General features: G+C 64.7%; 22 protein-coding genes and 1 tRNA gene. 13 read left to right on the top strand and 10 right to left on the bottom strand.

Annotated elements, in window-relative coordinates:
- The first annotated feature begins 37 nt into the window (after positions 1–37).
- From HD883_RS20710 to HD883_RS20680, 7 genes are all read left to right on the top strand, one after another.
- On the top strand, positions 38–1,057 hold the full coding sequence (locus HD883_RS20710) for a tripartite tricarboxylate transporter substrate binding protein (RefSeq protein ID WP_179588892.1): 1,020 nt from the start codon (positions 38–40) through the stop codon (positions 1,055–1,057).
- A 318-nt stretch (positions 1,058–1,375) separates the two neighbouring features.
- On the top strand, positions 1,376–2,362 hold the full coding sequence (locus HD883_RS20705; RefSeq protein WP_179588891.1) for a tripartite tricarboxylate transporter substrate binding protein: 987 nt from the start codon (positions 1,376–1,378) through the stop codon (positions 2,360–2,362).
- Between the two features lie 62 nt (positions 2,363–2,424).
- Positions 2,425–3,417, top strand: coding sequence for an ABC transporter substrate-binding protein (locus tag HD883_RS20700; protein WP_179588890.1), 993 nt, complete (start codon positions 2,425–2,427; stop codon positions 3,415–3,417).
- Between the two features lie 16 nt (positions 3,418–3,433).
- Positions 3,434–4,294: an FAD binding domain-containing protein gene (locus HD883_RS28045; protein ID WP_179588889.1), complete on the top strand. Its 861-nt coding sequence runs from the start codon at positions 3,434–3,436 to the stop codon at positions 4,292–4,294.
- A 3-nt stretch (positions 4,295–4,297) separates the two neighbouring features.
- The gene (locus HD883_RS20690; protein ID WP_179588888.1) at positions 4,298–4,816 is read left to right on the top strand and encodes a (2Fe-2S)-binding protein; all 519 of its coding nucleotides are present in this window, start codon (positions 4,298–4,300) and stop codon (positions 4,814–4,816) included.
- Complete coding sequence (locus HD883_RS20685; protein ID WP_179588887.1) at positions 4,800–7,148, top strand: xanthine dehydrogenase family protein molybdopterin-binding subunit; 2,349 nt, start codon at positions 4,800–4,802, stop codon at positions 7,146–7,148. Before HD883_RS20690 ends, HD883_RS20685 begins: the two co-directional genes overlap by 17 nt.
- Before the next feature lie 9 nt (positions 7,149–7,157).
- Positions 7,158–8,024: an SRPBCC family protein gene (locus HD883_RS20680; protein ID WP_179588886.1), complete on the top strand. Its 867-nt coding sequence runs from the start codon at positions 7,158–7,160 to the stop codon at positions 8,022–8,024.
- A gap of 115 nt (positions 8,025–8,139) precedes the next feature.
- On the opposite strand, the gene HD883_RS20675 is transcribed toward HD883_RS20680, so the two are convergent.
- Positions 8,140–9,351, bottom strand: a complete 1,212-nt coding sequence (locus HD883_RS20675; RefSeq protein ID WP_179588885.1) for a multidrug effflux MFS transporter — start codon at positions 9,349–9,351, stop codon at positions 8,140–8,142.
- A gap of 128 nt (positions 9,352–9,479) precedes the next feature.
- Here HD883_RS20675 and HD883_RS20670 point away from each other — a divergent pair, with 128 nt between their 5' ends.
- Positions 9,480–10,088 carry a TetR/AcrR family transcriptional regulator gene (locus tag HD883_RS20670; RefSeq protein WP_179588884.1) on the top strand — a complete coding sequence of 203 codons (609 nt, stop codon included), beginning with the start codon at positions 9,480–9,482 and terminating at the stop codon, positions 10,086–10,088.
- 54 nt (positions 10,089–10,142) lie between these two features.
- On the opposite strand, the gene HD883_RS20665 is transcribed toward HD883_RS20670, so the two are convergent.
- The 6 genes from HD883_RS20665 to ispB form a co-directional block, all read right to left on the bottom strand.
- On the bottom strand, positions 10,143–10,310 hold the full coding sequence (locus HD883_RS20665; protein ID WP_179588883.1) for a hypothetical protein: 168 nt from the start codon (positions 10,308–10,310) through the stop codon (positions 10,143–10,145).
- 212 nt (positions 10,311–10,522) lie between these two features.
- On the bottom strand, positions 10,523–11,908 hold the full coding sequence (locus HD883_RS20660; protein WP_179588882.1) for a DUF1501 domain-containing protein: 1,386 nt from the start codon (positions 11,906–11,908) through the stop codon (positions 10,523–10,525).
- An 8-nt stretch (positions 11,909–11,916) separates the two neighbouring features.
- Positions 11,917–13,974 (bottom strand): DUF1800 domain-containing protein, encoded by a 2,058-nt coding sequence (locus HD883_RS20655; protein ID WP_257022575.1) that lies wholly within the window; start codon positions 13,972–13,974, stop codon positions 11,917–11,919.
- A 550-nt stretch (positions 13,975–14,524) separates the two neighbouring features.
- Positions 14,525–15,193, bottom strand: coding sequence for an Abi family protein (locus HD883_RS20650; RefSeq protein WP_179588881.1), 669 nt, complete (start codon positions 15,191–15,193; stop codon positions 14,525–14,527).
- A gap of 251 nt (positions 15,194–15,444) precedes the next feature.
- Positions 15,445–15,521: transfer RNA gene (locus HD883_RS20645), tRNA-Pro, on the bottom strand.
- 44 nt (positions 15,522–15,565) lie between these two features.
- Positions 15,566–16,531 (bottom strand): octaprenyl diphosphate synthase, encoded by a 966-nt coding sequence (gene ispB / locus HD883_RS20640; protein ID WP_179588880.1) that lies wholly within the window; start codon positions 16,529–16,531, stop codon positions 15,566–15,568.
- A gap of 473 nt (positions 16,532–17,004) precedes the next feature.
- Between ispB and rplU the strand changes: the two genes are divergently transcribed.
- The 4 genes from rplU to proB all read left to right on the top strand — a co-directional run bounded on the left by rplU (position 17,005) and on the right by proB (position 20,240).
- Positions 17,005–17,316, top strand: a complete 312-nt coding sequence (gene rplU, locus HD883_RS20635) for a 50S ribosomal protein L21 (protein ID WP_179589713.1) — start codon at positions 17,005–17,007, stop codon at positions 17,314–17,316.
- 68 nt (positions 17,317–17,384) lie between these two features.
- Positions 17,385–17,642: a 50S ribosomal protein L27 gene (rpmA, locus tag HD883_RS20630; protein WP_179588879.1), complete on the top strand. Its 258-nt coding sequence runs from the start codon at positions 17,385–17,387 to the stop codon at positions 17,640–17,642.
- Between the two features lie 204 nt (positions 17,643–17,846).
- Entirely contained in the window at positions 17,847–19,097 is a 1,251-nt protein-coding gene (gene obgE, locus HD883_RS20625) for a GTPase ObgE (RefSeq protein ID WP_179588878.1), read from the top strand.
- An 18-nt stretch (positions 19,098–19,115) separates the two neighbouring features.
- Entirely contained in the window at positions 19,116–20,240 is a 1,125-nt protein-coding gene (gene proB, locus HD883_RS20620; RefSeq protein ID WP_179588877.1) for a glutamate 5-kinase, read from the top strand.
- A 49-nt stretch (positions 20,241–20,289) separates the two neighbouring features.
- Here proB and HD883_RS20615 read toward each other — a convergent pair whose 3' ends face one another.
- Together HD883_RS20615 and HD883_RS20610 are read right to left on the bottom strand one after the other, a co-directional pair.
- Complete coding sequence (locus HD883_RS20615; protein WP_179588876.1) at positions 20,290–20,937, bottom strand: CNP1-like family protein; 648 nt, start codon at positions 20,935–20,937, stop codon at positions 20,290–20,292.
- Complete coding sequence (locus HD883_RS20610) at positions 20,934–21,509, bottom strand: RNA pyrophosphohydrolase (RefSeq protein WP_179588875.1); 576 nt, start codon at positions 21,507–21,509, stop codon at positions 20,934–20,936. The genes HD883_RS20615 and HD883_RS20610 overlap by 4 nt, the downstream gene beginning before the upstream one ends.
- A gap of 84 nt (positions 21,510–21,593) precedes the next feature.
- Between HD883_RS20610 and HD883_RS20605 the strand changes: the two genes are divergently transcribed.
- Positions 21,594–23,336 carry a proline--tRNA ligase gene (locus HD883_RS20605; protein ID WP_179588874.1) on the top strand — a complete coding sequence of 581 codons (1,743 nt, stop codon included), beginning with the start codon at positions 21,594–21,596 and terminating at the stop codon, positions 23,334–23,336.
- 42 nt (positions 23,337–23,378) lie between these two features.
- Here the strand turns inward: HD883_RS20605 and HD883_RS20600 are convergent, their stop codons facing one another.
- Entirely contained in the window at positions 23,379–24,551 is a 1,173-nt protein-coding gene (locus HD883_RS20600; protein ID WP_306455932.1) for an aldo/keto reductase, read from the bottom strand.
- Positions 24,552–24,578 lie beyond the last annotated feature (27 nt).

The following is a 24,578-nucleotide window of genomic DNA, read 5'->3' as shown; positions in this document are numbered from 1 at the left end:
CTTGCATTGCCGCAGGTCCCTGCCCTCGGAGTTCATCATGTCATCACCCGTCCTTTCGCTGTCGACCCAGGGCGCCCGCCGCCGTCTCGTATGGCTGGGTCTGTCGGTCAGCGCCGCCCTGTTGCCCGGGCTGGTCCAGGCCCAGGGGGACACCTATCCCGCCAAGCCGATCCGCGTCATGGTGCCCTTCAATACGGGCGGCGCGGCCGACACGCTGGCACGGGTGATCGGCGTGCCGCTGGGCCAGCGATTCGGCCAGCAATTCGTGGTGGAAAACCGTCCGGGCGCGGGCGGCACCATCGGCATGGAAGCGGGCAAGCGCCTGCCCGCCGACGGCTACGGCCTGATCCTGATCAGCAACAGCCAGGCCGTCAGCGAAGCGATCTATCCCAAGCTCAGCTATGACCTGCGCAAGGACTTCATGCCGATCAACGTGATTGCCGACTCGCCCATGGTGATCGCCGCCAATCCGGGCATCGGCGTCAAGACGATGCCGGAACTGGTGGCCTATGCACGCAAGAATCCGGGCAAGCTGTCCTACGGTTCGTGCGGGGTCGGCACCGCGCATCACCTGGCCATGGAAATCGTCAAGGTCGAAGCCAAGGTAGACATCGTGCACGCGCCCTATCGCGGCTGTGCGCCCGCCACGCTCGACACCGTGGGCGGGCAGATCCAGGTGGTCGTGGGGTCGGCGCCCGCCGTGCTGCCGCATATCAAGGCGGGCAAGCTGGTGGCCCTGGCGGTGACCAATCCGAAGCGGTCGCGTTCCCTGCCCGACGTGCCCACCATTGCCGAAAGCGGCGTGCCGGAACTGGCCAAGAGCGCCATCGGCAACTGGTACGGTTTCATGGCGCCGGCAGGCGTGCCGAAAGAGCGTATTGCGCTGATGGATGCCGCCATCCGTGAAGAGATCGCCAAGCCCGAGGTGGGCGAAAAACTCAGCGCCGCCGGGATCGAAGTCGAGGTGGCCGACGCGGCCGCGCTGGACCGTCTGCTGCGCGGCGATATCGCGCAATTCACCGAGGTCGTCACCGCCGGGAACATCCGTCCGGAATGACCCGCGGGCGTGCTGCGAATAATCGTCAGCATACTGCTCATCTGCACTAAAACGGGCCGGCGTTGCGCCCCAACATGCCGCAGCGCCGGGCCGCTTTTGGTGCATTGCAGATGCCCCCCGCCTGCCGGCCGCAGGATCAGGATTAACCCCGAGCCGATCCGAAAAAATTTTTCATACCGTCAGTACACTGATAATATGCCTCAGCATACTGACGAATCGCAGGAAGCGCCCGGGCGGTGAGGGCGCCATTTTTTCAAAGTGGCATAGCGCTTGCTTGATGCTTGCTCCCCTACCCCGAACCTTCTGCAGGAGTCTTCCATGTCGTTCTGGAAACGTGTTTCAGTATGCGCCTCCGTGCTGGCCGTCAGCTGTCTGTCATCGGCCACCGCCGTGGCGGCCGATGCTGCGACCTTCCCGACCAAGCCCGTCACGATCATCGTGACCTTTCCCCCGGGCGGAGGTACCGACCTGCTTGCCCGCCTGATCGGCGGCGAACTCCAGAAGGTCTGGGGCCAGACCGTGATCGTTGACAACCGCACGGGTGCGAGCGGCAACATCGGCGCCCGCGCCGTGGCCGAAAGCCCGGCCGACGGCTACACCCTGTTGATGGTGAACAGCTCGTTCGCGGTCAACCCAGGCGTGTTCCGCAACCTGCCCTTCGATCCCAAGGCCGACTTTGCGCCTGCCGTGAACGTGGCCTTCGTGCCGTCGGTGATCGTGGTGTCGGCCGAGTCCCAGTACAAGACCCTGCCCGAGATGATGGCCGCGGCCAAGCCGGGCGCAGGCGGCGTGTCCTTCGGTTCGTGCGGCAACGGCACCCCCCAGCATCTGGCGGGTGAAATGCTGAACGTGCAGGGCAAGATCGCCATGCAGCACATTCCCTATCGCGGTTGCGGCCCGGCCCTGACCGACGTGCTCGGCAAGCAGGTGCCCGTCGCGATCGTGACCGCGTCGTCGGCCATGCCGTACGTGAAGGCCGGCAAGCTGCGCGCGCTGGCGGTGACGTCCAAGGGCCGCTCGCCCTTCCTGCCTGACGTGCCGACCGTGGCCGAGAACAACATGGCCGGCTATGAGCTCGACCAGTGGCATGGCCTGCTGGCCCCGTCCAAGACGCCGAAGGCCGTGGTCGACAAGATCAATGCCGACGTCGCCAAGATCGTGGCCCGTCCGGACATCAATGAAAAGCTGCTGGGCCTGGTGTATGCGCCAACGTCCAGCACGCCTGCGGAGTTCAGCAAGATCGTGTCCGACGACATCGATCGCTTTACCAAATTGACGCAGCAAATCGGTCTCAAGGTAGATTAACGGTTGCGTGGCCACCGGCGCGGATGCGCCGGTTTTTGTTCAACATCGTTTGAGAAAATCAGATGAAGAAATTGCAGATCAGCCTCTCGTGTGGCGACTATGACCGGACCCGTGCCATTCTGGATGGCCGCGCGCAGATTGAAGGGTGCGAGGTCGTCACCGCGGCCATCGAACCGGAAGAAGCTTTCCACCGCGCATTCCGCTACCAGGAATTCGACGTCACCGAAATTTCGATGAGCAGTCACATGATGACGACGGCTCGCGGCGACAACGAGTACATCGGCATCCCGGCCTTCATTTCGCGCGTGTTCCGCCAGTCGGGCATCTATGTGCGCACCGACCGCGGCATCAACACGCCGCAGGACCTGAAGGGCAAGACCATTGGCGTGCCCGAATACCAGATCACGGCCAACGTGTGGATCCGCGGCATCCTGAAAGACGAATACGGTCTGGAACCGCGTGACGTGAAGTGGGTGCGTGGCGGAATCGAAGAACCCGGCCGCGGCGAACGCTCGCCCATCGTGCTGGACGACGACATCGACCTGACCCAGATCCCCGACGACAAGACCCTGTCGCAGATGCTGGAAGACGGCGAGATCGATGGCTACATCGGCGCGCGCGCCCCGTCGTGTTTCCTGCGCGGCGCCCCCAATGTGGGCCGCCTGTTCGGCGACTACATCGAGGCCGAAAAGGATTACTTCCGCCGCACCCGCATCTTCCCGATCATGCACATGGTCGGCATCCGCAAGTCGCTGGTCGAACAGCATCCGTGGCTGCCCGTGAGCGTGTACAAGGCCTTCATCAAGTCGAAGGAAATGGCGATCCACGAACTGAACGAGATCTGCCACCTGGCCGTGACCCTGCCATGGATGGTGCATCACCTGAACGAAGCCAAGGCACTGATGGGCGACGACTACTGGCCGTTCGGCATGGAAAACAACCGCCATACCATCGAGACGTTCGCGCGCTATCACTACGATCAAGGCCTGTCGAAGCGCCTGGTCAAGCCCGAAGAACTGTTCCACCCGGCAGCGCTCGACCTGTCGAAGATCTGATACAAGGCAGGCCGTAGTGAAACCTCCCGTCGTAGGCTACCACTCCCCCTCCAGCGTCGATGAAGCATTGCGGCTGCTGGCGGCCCACGAGAACGTTCGCGTGCTCGCCGGCGGCCAGTCCCTGATGGCGATGCTGAACATGCGTTTTGCGTTCCCCGACCATCTGGTCGATATCAACGGGCTGCAGGAACTGGGCTATATCCGTGACGACGGGTCCGCGGTCCGCATCGGCGCGCTCACGCGCCAGCGGGACGTGGAATTTTCGCAGGTGGTCAAGGACCGCCTGCCGCTGCTGGCCGAAGCCATTTTGCAGGTCGGGCATCGCCAGACCCGCAATCGGGGCACGGTCGGCGGCAGCTTGTGCCAGCTGGATCCGGCGGCCGAGATCCCTTCCGTTGCGATGGCGATGGATGCGGTCATCACGGTCGCCAACCAGGGCGGCACACGCCAGATTGCCATGACGGATTTCCCGGCCGGCTACATGACGCCGTCCATGGAACCCGACGAATTGCTGACCGACATCACATTCACGCCCTGGCCTGCCGGCCACGGCTGGTCGTTCCTGGAATACGCGCGCCGCCATGGCGACTTCGCGATCGTGTCGGTGGCTGTCCTGCTGGCGCCGGGCGCCGACGGCAGCATCGCGCGCGCATCGATCACCCTGGGCGGCGTGGGCTCGGGCCCGGTCCGCATGACGGACGCCGAAGCGCTGCTGGTCGGCTCGCGCGGCAATGCGGCCTTCGATGCCGCCGCGGCCGCCTGTGCGCTGATTGACGCCAGCAGCGATTCCTATGTACCGGCGTGGTATCGCCAGCGGCTTGCGCGCGTGCTGACGCGCCGCGCCCTGGATACCGCGCTTTCACGCATCGCAAGGTAAGCCATGGAAGAATTCGATCCCGCGCAAAAGCGCACCATCATGCTCAAGGTCAACGGCACGGACCACCAGTGCGAGGTCGACGTGCGCATGCACCTGGCCGACTGCCTGCGTGGCGAGCTGGGCCTGACGGGCACCCACGTTGGCTGCGAGCACGGCGTGTGCGGCGCCTGTACGGTGCTGGTCGACGGCCATTCGGCACGCAGCTGCCTGATGCTGGCGGTGCAGGGCAATGGCCACGAGATTTCCACGGTGGAAGGCCTGGCCGATCCGGCCGACCCGCTGCACCCGATCCAGCAAGCCTTCCATGACCTGCATGGCTTGCAATGCGGCTATTGCACGCCGGGTATCCTGATGTCGGTGGCCGAGTTGCTGGCCGACGACCCGGACCCTTCGGAAGCCACGGTGCGCGACGTGCTGTCGGGCCACCTGTGCCGCTGCACCGGATACCAGAACATCGTTGCCGCGACGCTGCGCGCGGCCCACATGCTCAAAGCGAGGCCCGATCATGGACACGCGGGTTAAACACGGCGCCGGCGTCAGCGTCGGCCGCATGGAAGACCAGGCGCTGCTGCGCGGCACGGCGCGTTTCGTCGACGACGTGCCCGTGACGGCGCCCCTGCACGCCTGCTTCGTGCGCAGCCCGCACGCGCACGCGCGTATCTTGTCGATCGACACGTCGATGGCGGCCGATCTGCCCGGCGTGGTCGGCATCTATTCGGCGGCCGACCTGCGCGGCGACGTGACCACGCTGCGCATGCCGCTGGGCTTTCCGTCGCCGACCATGCCCAAGAACACCACGCCGTTCGTGCTGGCGCCCGATGAAGTCAGCTTCGTGGGCGAAGCGCTGGCGGTGGTGGTGGCCGAGTCGCGCTACCTGGCCGAAGACGCCGCGCAAATGGTGATGGTCGACTACGACATCCTGCCAGCGGTATCGGACTGCCGCGCCGCGGTCGAACCCGGTTCGCCCACCGTGCGCACCGAGATCGAATCGAATGTACTGCAGCAGTATCAGCTGGCCTATGGCGATTGCGATTCGGTATTCACCGCGGGCCACACCATCGTTGCCGACGACTTCTGGGTGCATCGCGGCTGCGCGCATTCGATGGAAGGCCGCGGCGTGCTGGCCGTGCCCGACCTCTCGTCAGACACGCTGATGGTGTGGTCGTCGACGCAACTGGCGCACGAACTGCATGCCGCCATTGCGCAGATGCTGGGCCAGCCCGAAGACAAGCTGCGCGTGATCACGCCCGACGTGGGCGGCGGCTTTGGCGCCAAGTTCATGATCTATCCGGAAGAAGTCGCGATCCCGGCCGTGGCGCGCAAGCTGCGCCGCCCGGTCAAGTGGGTCGAAGACCGCCGCGAACACTTCACCAGCGCCATCCAGGAACGGGACCAGTACTGGCATGCCGAGATGGCGGTCGATGCGGCCGGCAAGATCGTCGGCCTGCGCGGCAGCATGATCCACGATCACGGCGCCTACACGCCGCAAGGCACCAACGTTGCGTACAACGCGGCGTCGTCCCTGACCGGTCCGTATGTGGTGCCGAACTTCCTGCTGGATGTGCAGGTGGCCCATACCAACAAGGTGCCGGTCGCGACCATTCGCGGCGCGGGCTATCCGCAAGCCAACTTCGTCATGGAACGCCTGCTGGACCAGGCCGCCCTGGTGTTGGGCCTGGACCGCGCCGACCTGCGCCAGCGCAACCTGATCCCGCCCGAAAAGATTCCGTACACCAAGCCGCTCAAATCGCGTGCCGGCCTGCCCCTAGTCGTTGACAGTGGCAACTTTCCGGCGCTGCAGGCGGCGCTGCTGGAACGCATTGACTATGCCGGCTTCCAGGCCCGCCAGGATGCGGCCCGGGCGCGCGGCGTGTATCTGGGCATCGGCATTGCGAACAGCGTCAAGCCCACCGGCCGCGGCCCGTTCGAGACCGCCAAGGTGCGCGTGCTGCCCTCGGGCAAGATCACGGTCTACACGGGCGCGCTGGCCATGGGCCAGGGCCTGAAGACCACGCTTGCGCAGATCTGCGCGGGCCACTTCGGGGTGTCGATCGACGCGATCGATGTGATCGCGGGCGACACGTCGTTCGTGGGGTACGGCATGGGCGGCTTTGCCAGCCGGCAGACCATCATGGCCGGGTCGGCCGTGCACCAGGCGTCGATCGACGTGGTGGCCAAGGCGCGTGCCGTGGCCGCCTCCATGCTCAAGCAACCCGAGTCCGAGATGTCGGTGCAGGACGGCTACGTGACCGGCGCCGAAGGCAAGAGCCTGTCGCTGGCGCAGATCGCACTCGCCATGAAAGGCGCACCCGGGTATTCCTTGCCCTATGCATCGGACCCCGGCCTGGAAGCCACGTCGCATTTTCATTGCGATGACCAGACCTATGCCGGCGCATCGCATGGCTGCGAGGTCGAGGTCGACCCCATGACCGGCGCGATCACGCTGACGCGCTACGTGGCCGTGCAGGACAGCGGCAACCTGATCAACCCGCAAGTGGCCGAAGGCCAGGTGCACGGCGGTGTGGTGCACGGCATCGGCAATGCGCTGTTCGAGTTCATGGCCTACGATGAAAGCGCGCAGCCGGTGTCGACCACCTTTGCCGAATACCTGCTGCCGACCGCGCCCGAATTGCCGCACATCGACGTGCTGTTCTGCAACTTCCCGTCGCCGCTCAACCCGTTGGGCGTCAAGGGCATCGGCGAAACCGCCACGATCCCCGTTGCATCGGCCATCATCGGCGCGGTGGAACATGCCCTGTCGGACATCGGCGTGCGGATCGCCGAATCCCCGCTGGGCCCGGTGCGTCTGCTCGAATTGATCGACGCGACCGGCCACGACGCACATCTCCGCTAGGAAAACCGCATGGAATTCACCAATAAATTTCACGTTCCGCTGCCCATCGACCAAGCCTGGGCGCTGCTGCTTGACGTGCCGCGCATCATGCCTTGCCTGCCGGGCGCCAAGCTGACGGAAGTCGTCGGGCCGGGCAAGTACAAGGGGTCGGTCAGCGTCAAGCTGGGCCCGGTCTCGTTGACGTTCAATGGCCTGGTGGAACTCGTCAAGCAGGACGACGTGGCCCACATCGCGTGGCTGAAAGGGTCGGGCGTCGACCCGAAAGGCCGTGGCGGCGCGCAGTCGGAATTCAGCTTTGCGCTGACCGAAGCGGGCGCCGGCACTGATGTGCTGGTGACGACGAATCTGGCATTGTCCGGATCGGTCGCGCAGTATGGCCGCGGCAGCGGCATGATTTCGGAAGTGGCGGCGCAGATCCTGAAGCAGTTCGAAAAGAACCTGGCCAAGTCGTTCGCGCAGCCTGACGGGGCGGCGCCGGCGGCTGCGCCTGCTGTTGCGCCTGCTGTGGCACCTTCAGCGGCGCCTGCCGCGATGCCGGCAGGGGCTTCCGGCGCACCGGGCGTGACCGACACGTCGTCCCACGCCGCACCGGCTGCCGGCGTGGCCGCGGCGACGGCTGCGGTGCCCGCATCGACCGGTGTGCATGCCCCGGCATCCATGGCGGCGATGGCTGCCGCAGCCGATGGCGCGGCGTCACCTGTCGCGCCTGTCAGCCCAAGCTCGACGGCAGGGGCAGCGCCCTCCCCCGCACCCGCCTATCGTCAGCCCCCCGTGGCCAACGACGAGCCGGTGCAGGAAATCAACATGCTGGCCATTGGCCTGAAAGCCATGTGGCGTTCGTTTCTGGGCATGTTCGGCATCGGCAAGAAGCGCTGATCTGAACTGCATTGCCCTGCCTTGCGCCGAACGCATCGCGGCATAAAAAAAGCGCGCGGAAGACCAAACTTCCCCGCGCTTTTTTGTTGTCGCGCTGGCTCGCGGCAGGCGCGCCTCAATGCGCGGCGGCCCCCGCATTGGCGGGCGCTGTCCGCTTTGGAAACGCCAGGTTCGCCACCAGCGCGGCGGCCACGCCGCAGCCTGCAATCGCACCCAGCATCGGCGCTGCCGTGCCGTCGGCCAATGCCGCGACGATCGCGCTGCCGATGGCGCCCAGACCAAACTGGAACGCGCCCATCAATGCGGCGGCCGTGCCGGCAATCGCGCCGTGCGCTTCCATCGCCAGCATGGTGCTGGGCGGCAACAAAAAGCCCATGCTGGTGATCACGACGAACAGCAGCACGCACAGCAGGGGCAGGCTGGCATAGCCCGCCTGGTCGGCCAGGGCCAGCACGACGGCCGCGATTGCATACACCACCGTCGCACACCGCACCACCGGCGCTGCGCCATGCTTGCGCACGAAGCGTGCATTCAATTGCGCGCCGGCAATCAGGCCCACGGCATTGACGCCGAAGATGATGCTGTACGCCATGGGCGACAGGCCGTGTAGCGAGATGAAGACGAAGGACGACGCCGACAGGTAGGCAAAGAAGCCGGCCTGCGCCAGGGCCAAGGCCAGCACATAGGGAATGAACTTGCTGCTGACCAGCAGGCCGGCGTAATGCTTGAACGCGGCCGATGGATGGCTGACCGCGCGCAGTTCCGGCATCCGGCTTTCAGGCAGGAAGCGCGCCACGACGGCGATCGCCACCACGCCGTAGATGGCCAGCACGATAAAGATGATCTGCCATGTGGCCACCGACAGCACCACGCTGCCGAACAGCGGCGCAAGAATCGGCGCGATGCCCAGCACCATGATCATCAGCGACATGAGCCGCCCTGCCAGCGCGCCCGTGTACAGGTCACGCACCACAGCCATGCCGATCACCATGCCGATCGATCCGCCCAGGCCCTGCACCAGCCGCAGCAGGGTCAGCTGGTCGATCGACGTGGCCATCGCGCAGCCGATCGACCCCAGCGTGAACAGCGCCAGGCCCACATAGATCACGGGCTTGCGGCCGACCTTGTCGGACACCGGCCCGTACACCAGCTGGCCAAGCGTCAGCCCGATAAAAAACGACATTAGGCTGCGTTGAACCGCGCCGTCATTGGTGGCGAGATCGTTCACCATCATCGGCAGCGCCGGCAGATACATATCGATGGCCAGCGGCCCGAGCGCGCTGAGAGCGCCCAGGATGATGGCGATGCGCAAAGCGCGTTTGTCCATGATCGGTAGTCAAAAGAGGGGGAAGCCCGTATTATGGAACTATTGAGTTTCCTTAATCAAGGCTTGTGACCGCTCCGATGACGCAAGACACCGACACGACCGAAAAAAAGGGGCCCGGACGCCCCCCTGTGTTGTCGGCAACCGACAGGCGGCGCCGCATCCTGGACGCCGCCGAAGCGCTGTTCACCGCAAAGGGATATGGCGACACGAGCATGGACGACATCGCCCGGGCCTGCGGCATGTCGAAGAAAACGCTGTATGCGGTGTTCGCGGACAAGGCCACCCTGTTCTCGTCCCTGATCGCCGACAATGAGGCCTTTCCCATCCTGGCCTACGAAGGCGGCAAGACGGTCGCCGACACCCGCGCGGCGCTGACGGACGTGCTGACTGGACTGGTGGATTTCATTCTGATGCCCAGGCAGGTGTCGATGACCCGCCTGGCGATTTGCGAAACGCTGCATGCGCCGGAACTGAGCCAGCAGTTCTTTACCGCCGCACTCGATCGCGGTGAAAGCTATCTGCGCGATGCGCTGACACGTGTCTTTCCGGCCTGGAATGCCAGGACGATCCAGCCGCTGCTGCCCATTATGGTGGGCGCCGCGCTGGGGGGCCTGCAACTGCGCGCGCTGGTCGAACCCGGCAAGCTGCCCGACCGGCGTACCCGGCGACGCAACATCGCCACGTGCGTGGCCATGGTGTGGCCGCTCCTCAGCCAGCCACCGGGGGCGGCCGACTGAAGCGCGGGGATAACCGCCGCGTCGCGACGTGACGGATGTCTGACCGCATGACGGTCAGGGGACGGTCGTGTGTGCGCGTTTGGCCGGCGACGATGATGCGACCACGGTCTGCGCCTTGATGCCCTTGGACTTCTTGCCGACCATCATGGCCAGCATGACCATGCCGTAAATGAGGGCGCACGTGCCGCCGATGAGACCTACAACGATGAGTAGCGTAACCATGGCAACTCCTTGACTAGTGAGCTTCCAGTCTAGGAGTGCAAGGCCGGCAGAAACCGGAATGCGCCTTACCGTATGGATAGGCAGGAATCGCCCGCGACGCCCGGTATCGCTCAATATTGAGCTTGCTCAGGGGTTACGGTTTGGTAAGAAACGCGGCTGACCGAGGGATAACCCGGCCAGCCCGTGTGCGGTTGCAAGGCGACGTGCACGCCTTACAGGAAGCCCATCGTGCGCGAACCGAAGTTGCCGATGCCCGGCACCACCAGGCTCAACTCGCTGTCGGACACGCCAAACCAGCGGGCCATCGTCGCCGCGAACTGATCGACCGACGTGGTCGGCAACAGGCGGCCCTGACCGACATCGTCCGGCCCGTTGACCGACACCGACGGCGCCGTGCCGTAGAACTGCTTGCCCTTGACCGCGCCGCCCACCACGAAGTGGTGCGAGCCCCAGCCGTGGTCGGAGCCGTCGCCGTTGGACACCAGCGTGCGGCCAAAGTCGGATGCCGTGAAGGCCGTCACGCTGTTGGCAATGCCCAGTTCCACCGTGTTGGCGTAGAAGGCGGTCATGGCTTCCGACACCTTGGCCAGCAAGGCCGGGTGCTGATAGGGCAGGCCGTCATGCAAGTCGAAGCCGCCCATCGACACCATGAACACCTGGCGTTTGGTGCCCAGCGCGCTGCGTGCCGAAATCAGCTTGGCCACCATCTGCAGCTGCGCAGCCAGCGGGTTGTCGGCGGGGTAGGCCGTGGTGGACGTGGGAATGCCGGCCAGCGCCGCACCGACTTGCGCTTCGGCCGCGATGGAACGGCTGGTCACACGGGCGTATTCGTTTTCCAGCGTGTGCGTGCTCGAACCGGTAATGAGCGACTTGAGCGCCGCGCTGCACGCGTTCGATCCATACAGGCCGCTTTTGGTAGGCCACATCGACACGGGGCCCGACGGGCTGACCTGGTATTGCAGGGCGGAATCGCCCGACAGGTACACGGCGTTGCCGGACACGGAAATGCAGGTGAAGACCGAGCTGCCGTTATTGGCCATGGCCAGGTCACCCATGCGACCGCCCCAGCCGCGCGTTGCGCCTTCGGTCTGCGACGACTGCCAGATGGATTGCTGGTCGTTGTGCGAAAACAGCTTGGGCGGCAGCGGCACCGAACGCGCCTGATATTGCGCCAGGGTGGTCGGCACGCGCAGCGGGCCCACGTTCAATTGCACCGCCATGCGGCCGCTGTCGAACAATTGCTTGAGGCCGGTCATTTGCGGCGCCAGGGCCAGCTTCATGCCGTTGGGCAGGGCCGTCGACGGGTCGAGCGTCGTGCCGGCCAGGCTGGCTTGCGGCAGGCCGAGGCCGCCACGGATCGTGGCGTACTTGGCATAGTTGGCGGCGTCGACCGGGATCACGGTGTTGCCGTGATCGTTGCCGCCGTACAGGAACACGCAGACCAGCGCCTTGTAGTCCGACGCCGTAAAGGCGGCAGCCTCGCCAATGGCGGCAAGGTTGAGTGCCCACGGCGTGGCCACGCCGGCCAGTCCGAGTTGACCCGCGCGGCGCAGGAAGGCGCGGCGGGCGAGCTGGCCCGAAGAATGAAGAGGAGTCATGGCGGGGCCTATTTCTGGACGATGTATTGCGGGGAAGCCATCACCAACAGGATGGCGGCATAGACCCGGTTCTTCAGACCGTCGGCCGAATTGGCCGAGATCGACGACACGGCGGTCACGATGGTGTTGAGGGTCGCGGCGCTGAGTTGCCGGCCCGACATCAACAGGTTGACGCGGTCCACCAATGCGGTGGCGTCGGCGGCGATGCTGAGTTCCTTGCTGTAGTTGGGCACCAGTTGCACAAAGCCCTTGCGGACGGTGTCGGCCATGAAGTTGATGTAGCAGGCCACGGTCGATTCGTTCGTGATCTGGAATTCAGGCGCCACCTGGCCGGTCGCGGCCAATGCGGTATCGGGCGGCACATAGCCCGGCCGGAAAAAGTTGAAGACCGATGACGAGTAGAACGGGCTCTGCCCCAGGGCCCACGAGCTGCTGTTCAAATCGCCCAGGGTCCATTCGCCCGACGGCGAGCTGGCGTTGAAGGTGCGTGCCCACTGGATGAAGCGGACCATGGGTTCGCGCAGCTTGCCCCAGGTCGGACCGCTGGCGATGCTGCCGCTGCGAGCTTCGTCGTCCAGCAGGATCGCGCGGAGCACCGCCTTCAGGTCACCCCGGACGCCCGAGCCATTGTTGTTCCAGACTGCCGACACGCGGCCGATATAGGCCGGGCTGGGATTGCTGGTGACCAGACGCTGGATCAGCTGACGGCCAATGAAGGGCGCCACGTTCGGATGGTTGGCCAGGGTGTCGAGCGCCACCTTGAGCGCGGTCGCGCCGTCCGTGCCGGCCGCCACGTTCGTGCCCAGGAAGCTGGCGGCCGCGGTCGAGTGCAAGGCGGCGTTGAGCTTCATGGGCAGGCGCACCTGCACCGGATTTTCTTGCGTGTGGCCTTGCGTGTAGTCGTAGTCCCAGCCCGTAAAGACGCTGGCCATGGCTGTCACGGTGGCCTGGTTGTAGGTTTCGATCGGCTGACCGTTGCCGTCGGTCTTGAGCGAGCCGTCCTGGTTCAGTTCGTACAGCCCGATCGAAAACAGCTGCATGACTTCGCGGCCGAAGTTCTCGTCGGGTGCGCGGCCGGTGCTGGGGTTGGCCTTCTGGTTGCCCCGCACGTTCAGGAAATAGCCCATGGCCGGGTTCAGCGTGACCGCTTCAAGCAGCTGGCGATAGGTGCCGAAGGCATTGCTGGACAGCATGTCCCAGTAGGCGGCCAGCAGGAACAGCGGCCGTTCGGCGCCCTGCACGTTTTCGGCGGCCACCACGAAGATTTCGGACAGGGCGAGCGCGACACGCTTGCGCACGGCGTCGCCGCTCATGATGAGCTGGTGCCACGCCATGTAGTTGATCGGGAAGAAGTTGCCGTTCTGGTTGCTGCCGTTCAGGCCGCGGCTGATCAGCCAGTCCCAGCCGCTGATGGCGGACGGGGCGTTGAATTGCTGATCCAGCCACGCCTTGTAGCCGGCCGTCTGCACTGCGGAGATTTCCGCATCCGACGCCGAGAATTGCGCTTGCTGCAGGAAGCGCGACGCTTCGGCAGCCGTGGGCGCGATCGCGGGCTGCGGCTGCGGGGTCGGCTCGGGCGTGGGCTGAGGCGTCGGCTGGGGGGTCGGCTGCGGCGTCGGGGTGGGGTCCGGCGTCGGGGTGGGTGTTGGGGTGGGTGTCGGTGTCGGTGTCGGCGTCGGCGTGGGCGTTGGCGTCGGCGTGGGCGTCGGGGTTGGCGTCGGCGTCGGGGTTGGCGTCGGTGTCGGCGTTGGCGTCGGCGTTGGCGTCGGCGTTGGCGTCGGGGTCGGCGTTGGCGTCGGGGTCGGGGTCGGGGTCGGCGTTGGCGTCGGGGTCGCTACTGCAGACCCGACTTCCGCACCGCCTTCACCGCCACCGCAGGCGGCGAGCACGGTCGCGGCCAGGGCCGACGGCCAGGCAAACAGCGACGACCGCACGGTATTGAGCAGTCCGTTGGACGCCGGCGACGCAGCTACGTCTTCCGGTTCAGGCATGGCGACGCCGGTCACGGCGTCATCGATCGTCACGTTGGACGCGATCGGGTCGTCAAGGCTGGGATGGGTGCTCAAGGGGTCTTCCGCCGCTGCAAAGGGCCGGCTGCTTCAACGCAACCGGACTATGTAGAATCTATATTTACGTGGTAATCCTTACAAATAGTGAATGACGGCCAAGATGTACATCGTTCGAAAAGGACTACTTTCCCGGTTCTAATCTTGTATGTCTCAAAAATGGCGACACTTGCCGAAAAGCCCGCTACAGCGGGCTTTTACGTATGTTCCACCTAAGGACGGTAAGAAGCCTGCCTACATACTTCAGGACCTATACTGCTTCCTGTTGAGCAGCCAAGCCAATCCTGTCAAAACTTCACTCCCCGACAAGTAAGGAATACAACCCGTCCCGTGCATGGGTGTCCCTGACACATCCTCTGACAGACATTCCCTTACACGAGGTTGACACCCACGCCCGCCGCAGCACGAAAAAAAACCGGCCACCCAAGCCGGTCGTTGTTGCTGCAAACACCACAGTTCCTACAAGGCTGCGGCAAATCGGTCATATCAGCGTCACGCCAACGTCACGGCATGGTCACGGGATGGTCATGGCGCAGTCAGGCTGTCGCGCTTACAGCCGAGCAGCCAGGAGGCCACCGACCTTTTGCGAGCGCATCAGCCAGTCACGCGTGTGCCAGCAACGCATCCCTACCAATTGGCTTATTGCATCCAGGTGGTCTGCCAGGGGCATCTGGAAGACTGGCTCATGGTGAGCAATGCGGTTCCTAAGATGACGCAGCGTTTTCAGTTGGGCATTCATGGACGCGCGCACCACGCTGTATTTCGTGGAACGAGGCACCTGCGGCAGAACCCGATGCAAATGCTTGTCCCAAAGACCCGCATCAAATCGGGCAGTCAGCATCGATTCCCAGAATGCGAACTTGATCTCTGCGACGACGGCTCCGGTTGGAGCTGCTGGTCCGTGCCTGCGCCGGACCTTTTCCGCTGCCAGCACAAGCTCTTTACGAGGATTGAAGTTGCCCGAATCCGGCAGATTCAACAGGAAGCCCCGCGACCATGGCCAGCCCGCGCCGTGTGTGGCTTCTATCGCTTCAGAAATCGTGTTCCTCACGACGACCTCACAGATGTGCAAGGGATGAAGAAAAGCAGCCGACACGTGGGCATTCCAGTTGTAGAGGTCAATGGCGCTCTGAAGATCATTGGGCAGCCGCGCCGCCTTCATGAAGGTGCCCATTCTTGCAGGGGAAATAGCGGCTTGAATCGCGGCTCGATGAGGCATGGGCGGAAAGGTCGGGCCAGGATGTTGACGACGATGTTTGGACTTGGCTACTATAGAACCACTAGCCGCTCAGACCGGGCCGGCACATGGACATAAATGTGCAGGTTCCCTGGGGGACGCACGCAGTACCAAAAAGCCCGCAATGCGGGCTTTTTTCGTCTTATCCCGAGCCCGCCATGCGGGCTATCACCCGAGCCTGAGCACAACGAAAAAAGCCGGATCATCCAAAGATGATCCGGCTTTCCGATTCTTGGTCGGGGCGAGAGGATTCGAACCTCCGACTCCTGCGTCCCGAACGCAGTACTCTACCGGGCTGAGCTACGCCCCGACGGTAACGCTACTTCTGACCGGTCGCCCGATCACGGGATTCTTTCAGCGATCTCGATTGACCGCGAAAGCGCAGAATTCTATCAAAGAATTTCTGAAATCGGAAATGGGATAGGCCTCCAGCGCCTGCCGCGCCGCATCGGCTTCTTCCACTGCGCGCTGGCGGGTGTAGGCCAGGGCGTCGGACTCGCGGATGGCGGCGGCGACGGCGGCAAAGTCGCCTTCGCCCGTCTCGATGGCTTCGCGGATCAGGGCCTGCTGCGACGGCGTGCCGACGTTCATGACGCGGATCAACGGCAGGGTGGGTTTGCCTTCGCGCAAGTCGTCGCCCAGGTTCTTGCCCAGGGCATCGGCGTCCCCACTGTAGTCGAGCACGTCGTCGATCAGCTGGAAGGCAGTGCCGATGCGGCGGCCGAATTCGGTCGCGGCGGCTTCCTGTTCGGGGGTGGCCCCGGCCAGCACGGCGCCCAGTTGCGACGATGCTTCGAACAGGCGCGCAGTCTTGTAGCGGACCACCTGGAAGTAGCGTTCTTCGGTCACCAGGGGATCGTGCACATTCAATAGCTGCAGCACTTCGCCTTCGGCAATCACGTTGGTGGCGTCGGCCAGGATCTGCATGACGCGCACGGATCCGGTCTCGACCATCATCTGGAACGAGCGGGAATGCAGGAAGTCGCCCACCAGCACGCTGGCGGCGTTGCCGAACACCGCGTTGGCGGTGGGCCGGCCGCGGCGCAGGCTGGATTCGTCGACGACGTCGTCGTGCAGCAGGGTGGCCGTGTGGATGAATTCGACCACGGCTGCCATCAGGTGATGGTTGGTGCCCTGGTAATTGAGGGAACGCGCGATCAACAATAGCAAGGCAGGCCGCATCCGCTTGCCGCCCGCGCCGATGATGTAATCGGCAATGGTGCGGATGAGCGGCACATCGGAGTCGAGACGCGCGCGGATCACGGCATCGACAGCTTTCATGTCGTCGGCGATCGGGGCAAACAGCGTAGGCAGGCTCAAGGGGAATCCGGGCGGCAAACTGGCTGCCGAAGGTCGGGTGCACACCCGGCGGCCAGGACAGTGATCAATGACCGAGAACCCCGGTCGGCGGCAGACGTGCAGATTGCCCTGCAGTCGTTCGGCACATCGGGGAAACCCCGGCGCGCGTTCCCCGATTATACGGTGCTGCGCGCCCGCCACGGCTCGGGTTGACGCCGTGAAACAAGTCTTGCTATAGTCGCATGTTCACCCTGTCAAAAGGATGAATACGTGCGCATGCAGCGTGTTGAATGCGTACGGAGCACTGCAGAAAGATGCACTACAGGCAATACGCACTACCAACGACGCATCATGAAGTGACGCCCGCACGCCCCTTGGCGCTGCATTCCGGCAGGCTTCGCGTCAGCACTATCAGCACGACCCTCAGCATGGCTGCCGGACGTTGTCCGCCGCGGCCTTGCAAACAACCCAAGAAAGAAGCTAGAGGTTATCCCATGTACGCGGTCATAAAAACCGGTGGCAAGCAATATCGCGTTGCTACTGGTGAAAAATTGAAGATAGAACAGATACCGGCAGACATTGGGCAAGAAATCACGCTGGACCAGGTGTTGGCAGTGGGTGAAGGCGATCAGATCGTGATCGGCGCTCCCCTCCTGACCACCGCGGTCGTTACGGCAACGATTCTTGCACACGGTCGTCATGACAAGGTCCGCATTTTCAAGATGCGTCGGCGCAAGCACTACCAGAAGCGCCAGGGCCACCGTCAGAACTACACCGAAATCCAGATCGGCACCATCACCGCCTAAAGCAGGCTGGATGTTCCCTGGATTGCCGGCGTAGCGGGCAAGAATCTTAAGAGTAGTAGGAGTTCAAAATGGCACAGAAGAAGGGCGGCGGTTCTACACGGAACGGCCGCGACTCAGAATCAAAGCGCCTGGGCGTCAAAGCCTACGGTGGTCAAGTCATCTCGGCAGGTTCGATCATCGTGCGTCAGCGCGGTACGCGTTTCCACGCCGGCGTGAATGTTGGCATGGGCAAGGACCACACCCTGTTCGCGCTGAGCGAAGGCCGTGTGACGTTCGCGTTCAAGGGCGCCCTGCGCAAGCAGGTCGTCTCGATCGTACCGGCCTGATAGCCGTCAGCCCTGCGCGGCAGGCCATTGCGCCTGCCACGCATTGCGGCGTCTAGGTCGTGCACAATGGGTCCTGTCTCTCGCGTGGCAGGACCTTTGTTTTTTGCAGTCCTGATTTTTGCACTCCCCTGTTTCCGGCGTCGGCCTGACTGACGCTGTTTTGCCGTTGATTCACAGCGGCGGTTCCTATTTGCGGTACTGATCATGAAATTCGTCGACGAAGCCACCATCGAAGTCATTGCCGGCAAGGGCGGCAACGGCGTGGCGAGCTTTCGCCGCGAAAAATTCATTCCCTTCGGCGGCCCCGATGGCGGCGACGGCGGACGTGGCGGCACGATCTACGCGATCGCCGACCGCAACATCAACACCCTGATCGACTACCGGTACGCCCGGCTGCACCGCGCCCAGAACGGCGAACAGGGCAGCGGGTCCGACCGGTACGGCGCGGGCGGCAAGGACATCACCCTGCGGATGCCCGTCGGCACGATCGTGCACGACGCGGACACCGGTGAATTCCTGTTCGACCTGTCGACCCATGGCCAGCGCGTCGTGCTGGCGGCGGGCGGCGCCGGCGGCCTGGGCAACCTGCACTTCAAGTCGAGCACGAACCGCGCCCCGCGCCAGTTCACGTTCGGCGCCGAAGGCGGTCAGCGCAAGCTCAAGCTGGAACTGAAGGTGCTGGCCGATGTGGGCCTGCTGGGCATGCCGAACGCCGGCAAGTCCACCCTGATCCGCAAGGTGTCGAACGCGCGGCCCAAGGTGGCGGACTATCCGTTCACCACCCTGCACCCGAACCTGGGCGTGGTCCGCACCGACACGGATCGCAGCTTTGTGATCGCCGACATTCCCGGGCTGATCGAAGGCGCATCCGACGGCGCGGGCCTGGGTCACCAGTTCCTGCGTCACCTGTCGCGCACCCGCGTGCTGCTGCACCTGGTGGACGTGGCCCCGCTGGATTCGTCGGTCGACCCCGTGCACGAAGCGCGCGCGATCGTCGAAGAACTCCGCCGCTATGACGAAGAGCTCTACAACAAGCCACGCTGGCTGATCCTGAACAAGCTGGACATGGTGGACGACCCCAAGGGTCTGCAGGAAGCGTTCTGCTATGAACTGGGCTGGGATGGTCCGGTGTTCGGCATTTCGGCGCTGAGCGGCGCCGGCACCCAGGAACTGGTGTGGGCCTTGCAGAACTGGCTGGATGAACAGCGCCTGGCCGAACAGGCCTTCGACCAGGACTCGCGTTTTGCCGACAGCCGGTCGGCGGCGTCGGCCCGGGCCGAACACGATGCGGTCATGTCGGCAGCGCAAGCCGGCGTGGATGCCGGTGACTACCCCGGTTCGGACGACGACGCCGGCCACGGCGCGCATGGCAACGATGCCATCCGCGACGAAGACCAGGACGACCAGGATGGCGAAGCCTTCGTCAAACGCAGCGACGATCCCCGCTTCCGTTAAATCGTCAGGCCCTTCCCGATGACATCGACTTCAGTGATCGCCGAGGCCAAGCGCCTGGTAGTAAAAGTGGGTTCCTCCCTTGTGACCGACGAGGGCCGCGGCCTGGATCGCCAGGCCCTGGCCCGGTGGGCGGCGCAGATCGCGCAGCTGCGCGCGATGGGCAAGGACGTGGTGCTGGTGTCGAGCGGCGCGATTGCCGAAGGCATGCTGCGCCTGGGCTGGGACAAGCGCCCCACCCACATTCCCGAATTGCAGGCTGCGGCCGCCGTGGGGCAGATGGGCCTGGCGCAAGCCTATGAAACCAGCTTTGCGCAGCATGGCATCCATACCGCGCAGATCCTGCTGACCCATGACGACCTGTCGGACCGCCGCCGCTACCTGAACGCACGGTCGACCCTGTTCACGCTGCTGCGCCTGGGTGTCGTGCCCATCATCAATGAAAACGACACGGTCGTGACCGACGAGATCAAGTTCGGCGACAACGACACGCTCGGGTCGCTCGTGACCAATCTGATCGAAGCCAACGCGCTCGTGATCCTGACGGATCAGGCTGGGCTGTATTCGGCCGACCCGCGCAAGCAGCCCGACGCCCGGTTCATCTCGCTGGCCAACGCCGGCGACCCGGCGCTGGAACTGATGGCGGGCGGCGCGGGCAGCAGCCTGGGCCGCGGCGGCATGCTGACCAAGATCCTGGCCGCCAAACGCGCGGCCGGCAGTGGCGCGCACACCGTGATCGCCTCGGGCCGCGAACCCAACATCCTGGAACGGCTGGCCGGTGGCGAGTGTATCGGCACCGAACTGCGTGCGTCCGTGCCGATGCTGTCGGCCCGCAAGCAGTGGCTGGCCGATCACCTGCAATTGCGCGGGCGCATCACCCTGGACGAAGGCGCCGCCAAGGCGCTGACCCGCGATGGCAAAAGCTTGCTGCCAATCGGCGTCACGGCCGTGGAAGGGGAATTCGAGCGGGGGGATGTGGTGGCGTGCATCGACGCTTCGGGCCAGGAACTGGCCCGGGGGCTGATCAATTATTCAGCCAGCGACACCCGGCGCATCATGCGCAAGGCGTCCAGCCAGATCGCCGCGATCCTGGGCAGCATGGAAGCGCCCGAGCTGATGCATCGCGACAATCTGGTGGTTCGGTAGGCAGACAAGCCGCACGCAGAAAATGCCGCGGCCACCCACCCCGCCCGGTTCACCGGAACAGGTCGGGCGCCGTCGCATCCGCGTAGCGCGTCCAGTTCCGCAAGCGGTAGACCAGGTCCTGCGGCCGCACGGCAGCCGGGCCGCCGCCGGTGCAGAACACACCATTGCGCAGCACCTGCTGGACCGAATCGTTGTCGATCGGGCGCCAGGCTTCCTGGTAAGGCCGCTCCCACCCCGTCCCCTTGCGCAGCGTGGCCACCGGCCGCCATTCCTTGCTGCGGCAGCGGATCGACTCGTAGCTGGCCGTTTCGGCACCCCGATCACTGACCTGGTACAGCGTGTAGCGCACAATCCCGCCGGGCGCCACGCCGACCGACCGCGGGTCGATCCCGAAATCGAAGGTACGGTTCTGCCGCACCGACATCGGTTCGATCGGCAAGGTGTCGGTCCTGGTCGGCACGGGCGGCAGCTGGGTCCGGAGTTCTTCCCAGCCCGCGTCGGGCAGCATCTTGTCTTCGTCCAGATCGTCGAGCAGATAGGTGCCCGGCTGACGCGGCGCGCCGCAAGCGGCCAGCCCGGCCACCAGGCCCACGGCGACTCCGGTCATGACCGCGCGGCGCAGCCAGGTGCGGCCCCGTGCGAAGTCAGGCGTATTCCCCGCGGCAGGCGCGGGTGTCCCAGCGTTCAAAAGCATCATTCGATTTCCGGCGCGCCGCTTTTCAGCAACGGTTGTTCTTCGGTTTGCGTGCGGCGATGCGTGCCCACGTGCTGGCGCAGATAGCGCGTTTCGTGGCTGCGGCGAAACAGCACGAGCGACAGCTCGTTCAGCGCCAGCGTGTACACATCGCGCTTGAATTCGATGACGGCGTCCAACGGGACCCAATAATCGCTCCAGCGCCACGCATCGAATTCCGGATGCGTGGACGCGCGCAGGCAGACATCACAGTCCCGGCCCAGCATTCGCAGCAGGAACCAGATCTGTTTTTGCCCCTTGTAGTGCCCTCTCCATTCGCGTCTGACGAAATGATCGGGCACGTTATAGCGTAACCAGTCTCGCGTTCTTCCCAAGATACGGACATGCTCGGGCTTCAAGCCCACTTCTTCATAGAGCTCGCGGAACATGGCTTGCGCAGGGCTTTCACCGTGCTTGATGCCCCCCTGCGGAAACTGCCAGGAGTGTTCGTTGATTCGCTTGCCCCAAAAGACCTCGTTACGTTGATTCACGAGGATGATGCCGACGTTGGGACGGTAACCTTCGCGGTCAAGCATGAGCCACCCCAGCGATTCTCATACAATTGAGTCGATTATAGGCCCGAGGGGGCCGAACCCACATTTACTCTCGTGAGCAACGCAATGCGCGCATCGCAGTTCCATATCAGCACGCTCAAGGAAGCGCCGGCCGAAGCCGAAATCGCCAGTCATCAATTGATGACCCGCGCAGGCATGATCCGCAAGTTGGCGGGCGGCATCTACAACTACATGCCCCTGGGCCTGCGCGTGATCCGCAAGGTCGAAGGCATCATTCGCGACGAAATGCAGCGCGCCGGCGCGCTCGAATTGCTGATGCCCCTGGTACAGCCGGCCGAGCTCTGGCAGGAAACCGGCCGCTGGGAACTCTACGGTCCGGAACTGCTGCGCATCAAGGACCGGCATGGCCGCGATTTCGTACTGCAGCCGACGTCGGAAGAAGTCATTACCGACATCGCGCGCAACGAGATCCACAGCTGGCGCCAGCTGCCCAAGAACTTCTTCCACATCCAGACCAAGTTCCGCGACGAACGCCGTCCACGCTTTGGCGTGATGCGCGGCCGCGAATTCACCATGAAAGACGCGTATTCGTTCGATCGTGATGAAGCGTCGGCGCAGAAGAGCTACGACGTGATGTACTCGGCGTACATGCGCATTTTTGAACGCATGGGCCTGACCTTCCGCGCGGTGGCGGCCGACACCGGTTCGATCGGCGGCTCGCGCAGCCATGAATTCCAGGTGATTGCCGATACCGGCGAAGACCTGCTGGTCTACAACCCCGACACGCAATACGCGGCCAATATCGAACTGGCCGAAGCGCCCTGCCTGATCGCGGAACGCGCCGCTGCGGCCCAGCCGCTGACCAAGGTGTCGACGCCAGGCGCCGGCAAGTGCGACGCCGTGGCCGAGATGCTGAAGCTGCCGCTGTCGCAGCAGGTCAAGACCCTGGCGATCGCGGTCGAGCCGGAAACCGCCGGCCAGCCGGTCGAGATCTGGGCCCTGCTGCTGCGCGCCGACCACGACCTGAACGAGATCAAGGCCGGCAAGATCGAGGGCCTGAAGCGCGGCTTCCGGTTTGCGACCGACGACGAAATCGTGGCGCACTTTGGCTGCCGCCCGGGCTTCATCGGCCCGATCGGCACGGCCAAGCCGGTCCGCACGATTGTCGATCGCACCGTGGCCAACATGAACGATTTCGTGTGCGGCGCGAACGAGGCCGACTTCCACTACACCGGTGCGAACTGGGGCCGCGACCTGCCCGAGCCGACCCTGGTGGCCGACCTGCGCAACGTGGTGGCGGGCGATCCGTCGCCCGACGGCAATGGCTCCCTGGCCATCCAGCGCGGCATTGAAGTCGGCCACGTGTTCTACCTGGGCACCAAGTATTCGTCAGCCCTGAAGGCGACCTACCTGGACGAAACCGGCAAGCCGGCCCTGCTCGAAATGGGCTGCTACGGCATCGGCGTGACCCGTCTGCTGGGCGCCGCGATCGAACAGAATCACGACGCCAAGGGCATCATGTGGCCGCGCGCCCTGGCGCCGTTCGAAGTCGTGATCTGCCCGGTGGGCTGGGGCAAGAGCGAAGCCGTGCGCGACGAGGCCACCCGCCTGTACGAGCAACTGCAGGCGCAGGGTGTGGACGTGCTGCTGGATGACCGCGACGAGCGGCCTGGCGTCATGTTTGCCGATTGGGAACTGATCGGCGTGCCGGTGCGCGTGACCGTGGGCGATCGCAGCCTGAAAGATGGCGTGATCGAACTGCAGGGCCGCCGCGACAGCGCTTCGGCCAAGGTCGAAGTGGCGCGCGGGCTGGAAGAGACGCTGGCCAAGCTGGCTGCCGCGGTGTAAGCAGCAGGCCGGGACGAAGTTGGGTCCCGGCCCCCGCTCCGCCTACTTCCCCAGCAGCGCGATCATGCGCGCCTGCATGTCGATGTCCGGGTACGGCCCCACGCCTGCCTGGACGTTGTCCCGCATGTGGTCAGGTTTGCCCGTGCCGGGAATGGCGCACGTGACCGCCGGGTGGGCCAGCACGAATTTAAGCAGCAGTTGCGCCCAGGACGTGCAGCCGATCTCGCCTGCCCACGATGGCAGCGACTGGCTGCCCAAAGACCGCAACAGCCCCCCGCCACCAAACGGCTGATTCACGATCACGGCCACGCCACGATCCGCCGCCAGGGGCAGCAGGCGCTGCGCGGCTGCGCGATCATCCAGCGCGTAGTTCAGCTGCACGAAATCGAGCTTTTCAGACTTGATGACGGCTTCGAGCTGCGCATGCGCGCTGGCGGTGTAGTGCGTCACCCCCAGGTAGCGGATGCGCCCTTCGGCCTTCCACGCGCGCAGCGTGGGCAGGTGCACCTTCCAGTCCACCAGATTGTGGATCTGCATGAGGTCAAGCTTGTCGTCGCGCAGCAGGCGCATGGATTCGCGCATCTGCGTGATGCCGGCCTCGCGGCCCTGCGTCCACACCTTGGTGGCCAGGAAGGCGCGGCCGTGGGCCTCGTTGGTAAAGCCGTCCATCAGGGCCAGCACGTCGCCGGTGACTTTTTCGGACGCGCCATACATGGGCGAACTGTCGATGACCGACCCGCCCGCATCGAACAGCACCTGGAGCACCTCGGCCAGCGGCGCGCGGTCTTGCGGCCGGTCGCCCACGTCAAAGGTGCGCCAGGTGCCCACGCCGATCACCGGCAGGTTCTCGCCACTGGAGGGGATACGGCGTTGCTGCATCTGCCCCTTGGCGGGCGCCGCGCCGGTGGCATCTGCCGATTGAGCCGCCGCCTGGTCGGGCGAAGGCGGTGGCGACGATGTGGCGCCCGATGCCGGATTGGCGCCGATCGACGGCGTCTTGGCCAATGGCGGAGGATCGACCCGGCCGGACTGCACCGCGGTTGCGGCATTGAGCGCGCGGGCCGCGGCGTCGGATGCGGCCGACGCGCGCGCCGTGCCGGGCACCAAGCCCAGCGAGCCTGCGACTGCCGCGCCCGCACTGGCCACGCCAAAACGCAGGAAGTCAGCGCGGGTCATCCGTGTATCGGGGTCGCGTCGCTGCGGGGTTCGCTTCATCGTGCCTCCTAATCGAACAGGCGTTGG

This window comes from Pigmentiphaga litoralis, assembly GCF_013408655.1.
In the GTDB taxonomy this organism is placed as follows: domain Bacteria; phylum Pseudomonadota; class Gammaproteobacteria; order Burkholderiales; family Burkholderiaceae_B; genus Pigmentiphaga; species Pigmentiphaga litoralis_A.
The sequence above is the reverse complement of the archived record's forward strand: the minus strand, read 5'-3'. Positions and strand labels throughout refer to the sequence as shown.

Coding starts and splice junctions, on each gene's coding strand:
- HD883_RS20690 (WP_179588888.1), top strand. CDS start 4,298: ATGGAAGAATTCGATCCCGCGCAAAAGCGCACCATCATGCTCAAGGTC.
- HD883_RS20615 (WP_179588876.1), bottom strand. CDS start 20,937: ATGATGCTTTTGAACGCTGGGACACCCGCGCCTGCCGCGGGGAATACG.
- HD883_RS20705 (WP_179588891.1), top strand. CDS start 1,376: ATGTCGTTCTGGAAACGTGTTTCAGTATGCGCCTCCGTGCTGGCCGTC.
- rpmA (WP_179588879.1), top strand. CDS start 17,385: ATGGCACAGAAGAAGGGCGGCGGTTCTACACGGAACGGCCGCGACTCA.
- HD883_RS20665 (WP_179588883.1), bottom strand. CDS start 10,310: ATGGTTACGCTACTCATCGTTGTAGGTCTCATCGGCGGCACGTGCGCC.
- proB (WP_179588877.1), top strand. CDS start 19,116: ATGACATCGACTTCAGTGATCGCCGAGGCCAAGCGCCTGGTAGTAAAA.
- HD883_RS20600 (WP_306455932.1), bottom strand. CDS start 24,551: ATGAAGCGAACCCCGCAGCGACGCGACCCCGATACACGGATGACCCGC.
- HD883_RS20680 (WP_179588886.1), top strand. CDS start 7,158: ATGGAATTCACCAATAAATTTCACGTTCCGCTGCCCATCGACCAAGCC.
- HD883_RS20685 (WP_179588887.1), top strand. CDS start 4,800: ATGGACACGCGGGTTAAACACGGCGCCGGCGTCAGCGTCGGCCGCATG.
- HD883_RS20660 (WP_179588882.1), bottom strand. CDS start 11,908: ATGACTCCTCTTCATTCTTCGGGCCAGCTCGCCCGCCGCGCCTTCCTG.
- HD883_RS20675 (WP_179588885.1), bottom strand. CDS start 9,351: ATGGACAAACGCGCTTTGCGCATCGCCATCATCCTGGGCGCTCTCAGC.
- rplU (WP_179589713.1), top strand. CDS start 17,005: ATGTACGCGGTCATAAAAACCGGTGGCAAGCAATATCGCGTTGCTACT.
- HD883_RS20710 (WP_179588892.1), top strand. CDS start 38: ATGTCATCACCCGTCCTTTCGCTGTCGACCCAGGGCGCCCGCCGCCGT.
- HD883_RS20605 (WP_179588874.1), top strand. CDS start 21,594: ATGCGCGCATCGCAGTTCCATATCAGCACGCTCAAGGAAGCGCCGGCC.
- obgE (WP_179588878.1), top strand. CDS start 17,847: ATGAAATTCGTCGACGAAGCCACCATCGAAGTCATTGCCGGCAAGGGC.
- HD883_RS20650 (WP_179588881.1), bottom strand. CDS start 15,193: ATGCCTCATCGAGCCGCGATTCAAGCCGCTATTTCCCCTGCAAGAATG.
- HD883_RS20610 (WP_179588875.1), bottom strand. CDS start 21,509: ATGCTTGACCGCGAAGGTTACCGTCCCAACGTCGGCATCATCCTCGTG.
- HD883_RS20700 (WP_179588890.1), top strand. CDS start 2,425: ATGAAGAAATTGCAGATCAGCCTCTCGTGTGGCGACTATGACCGGACC.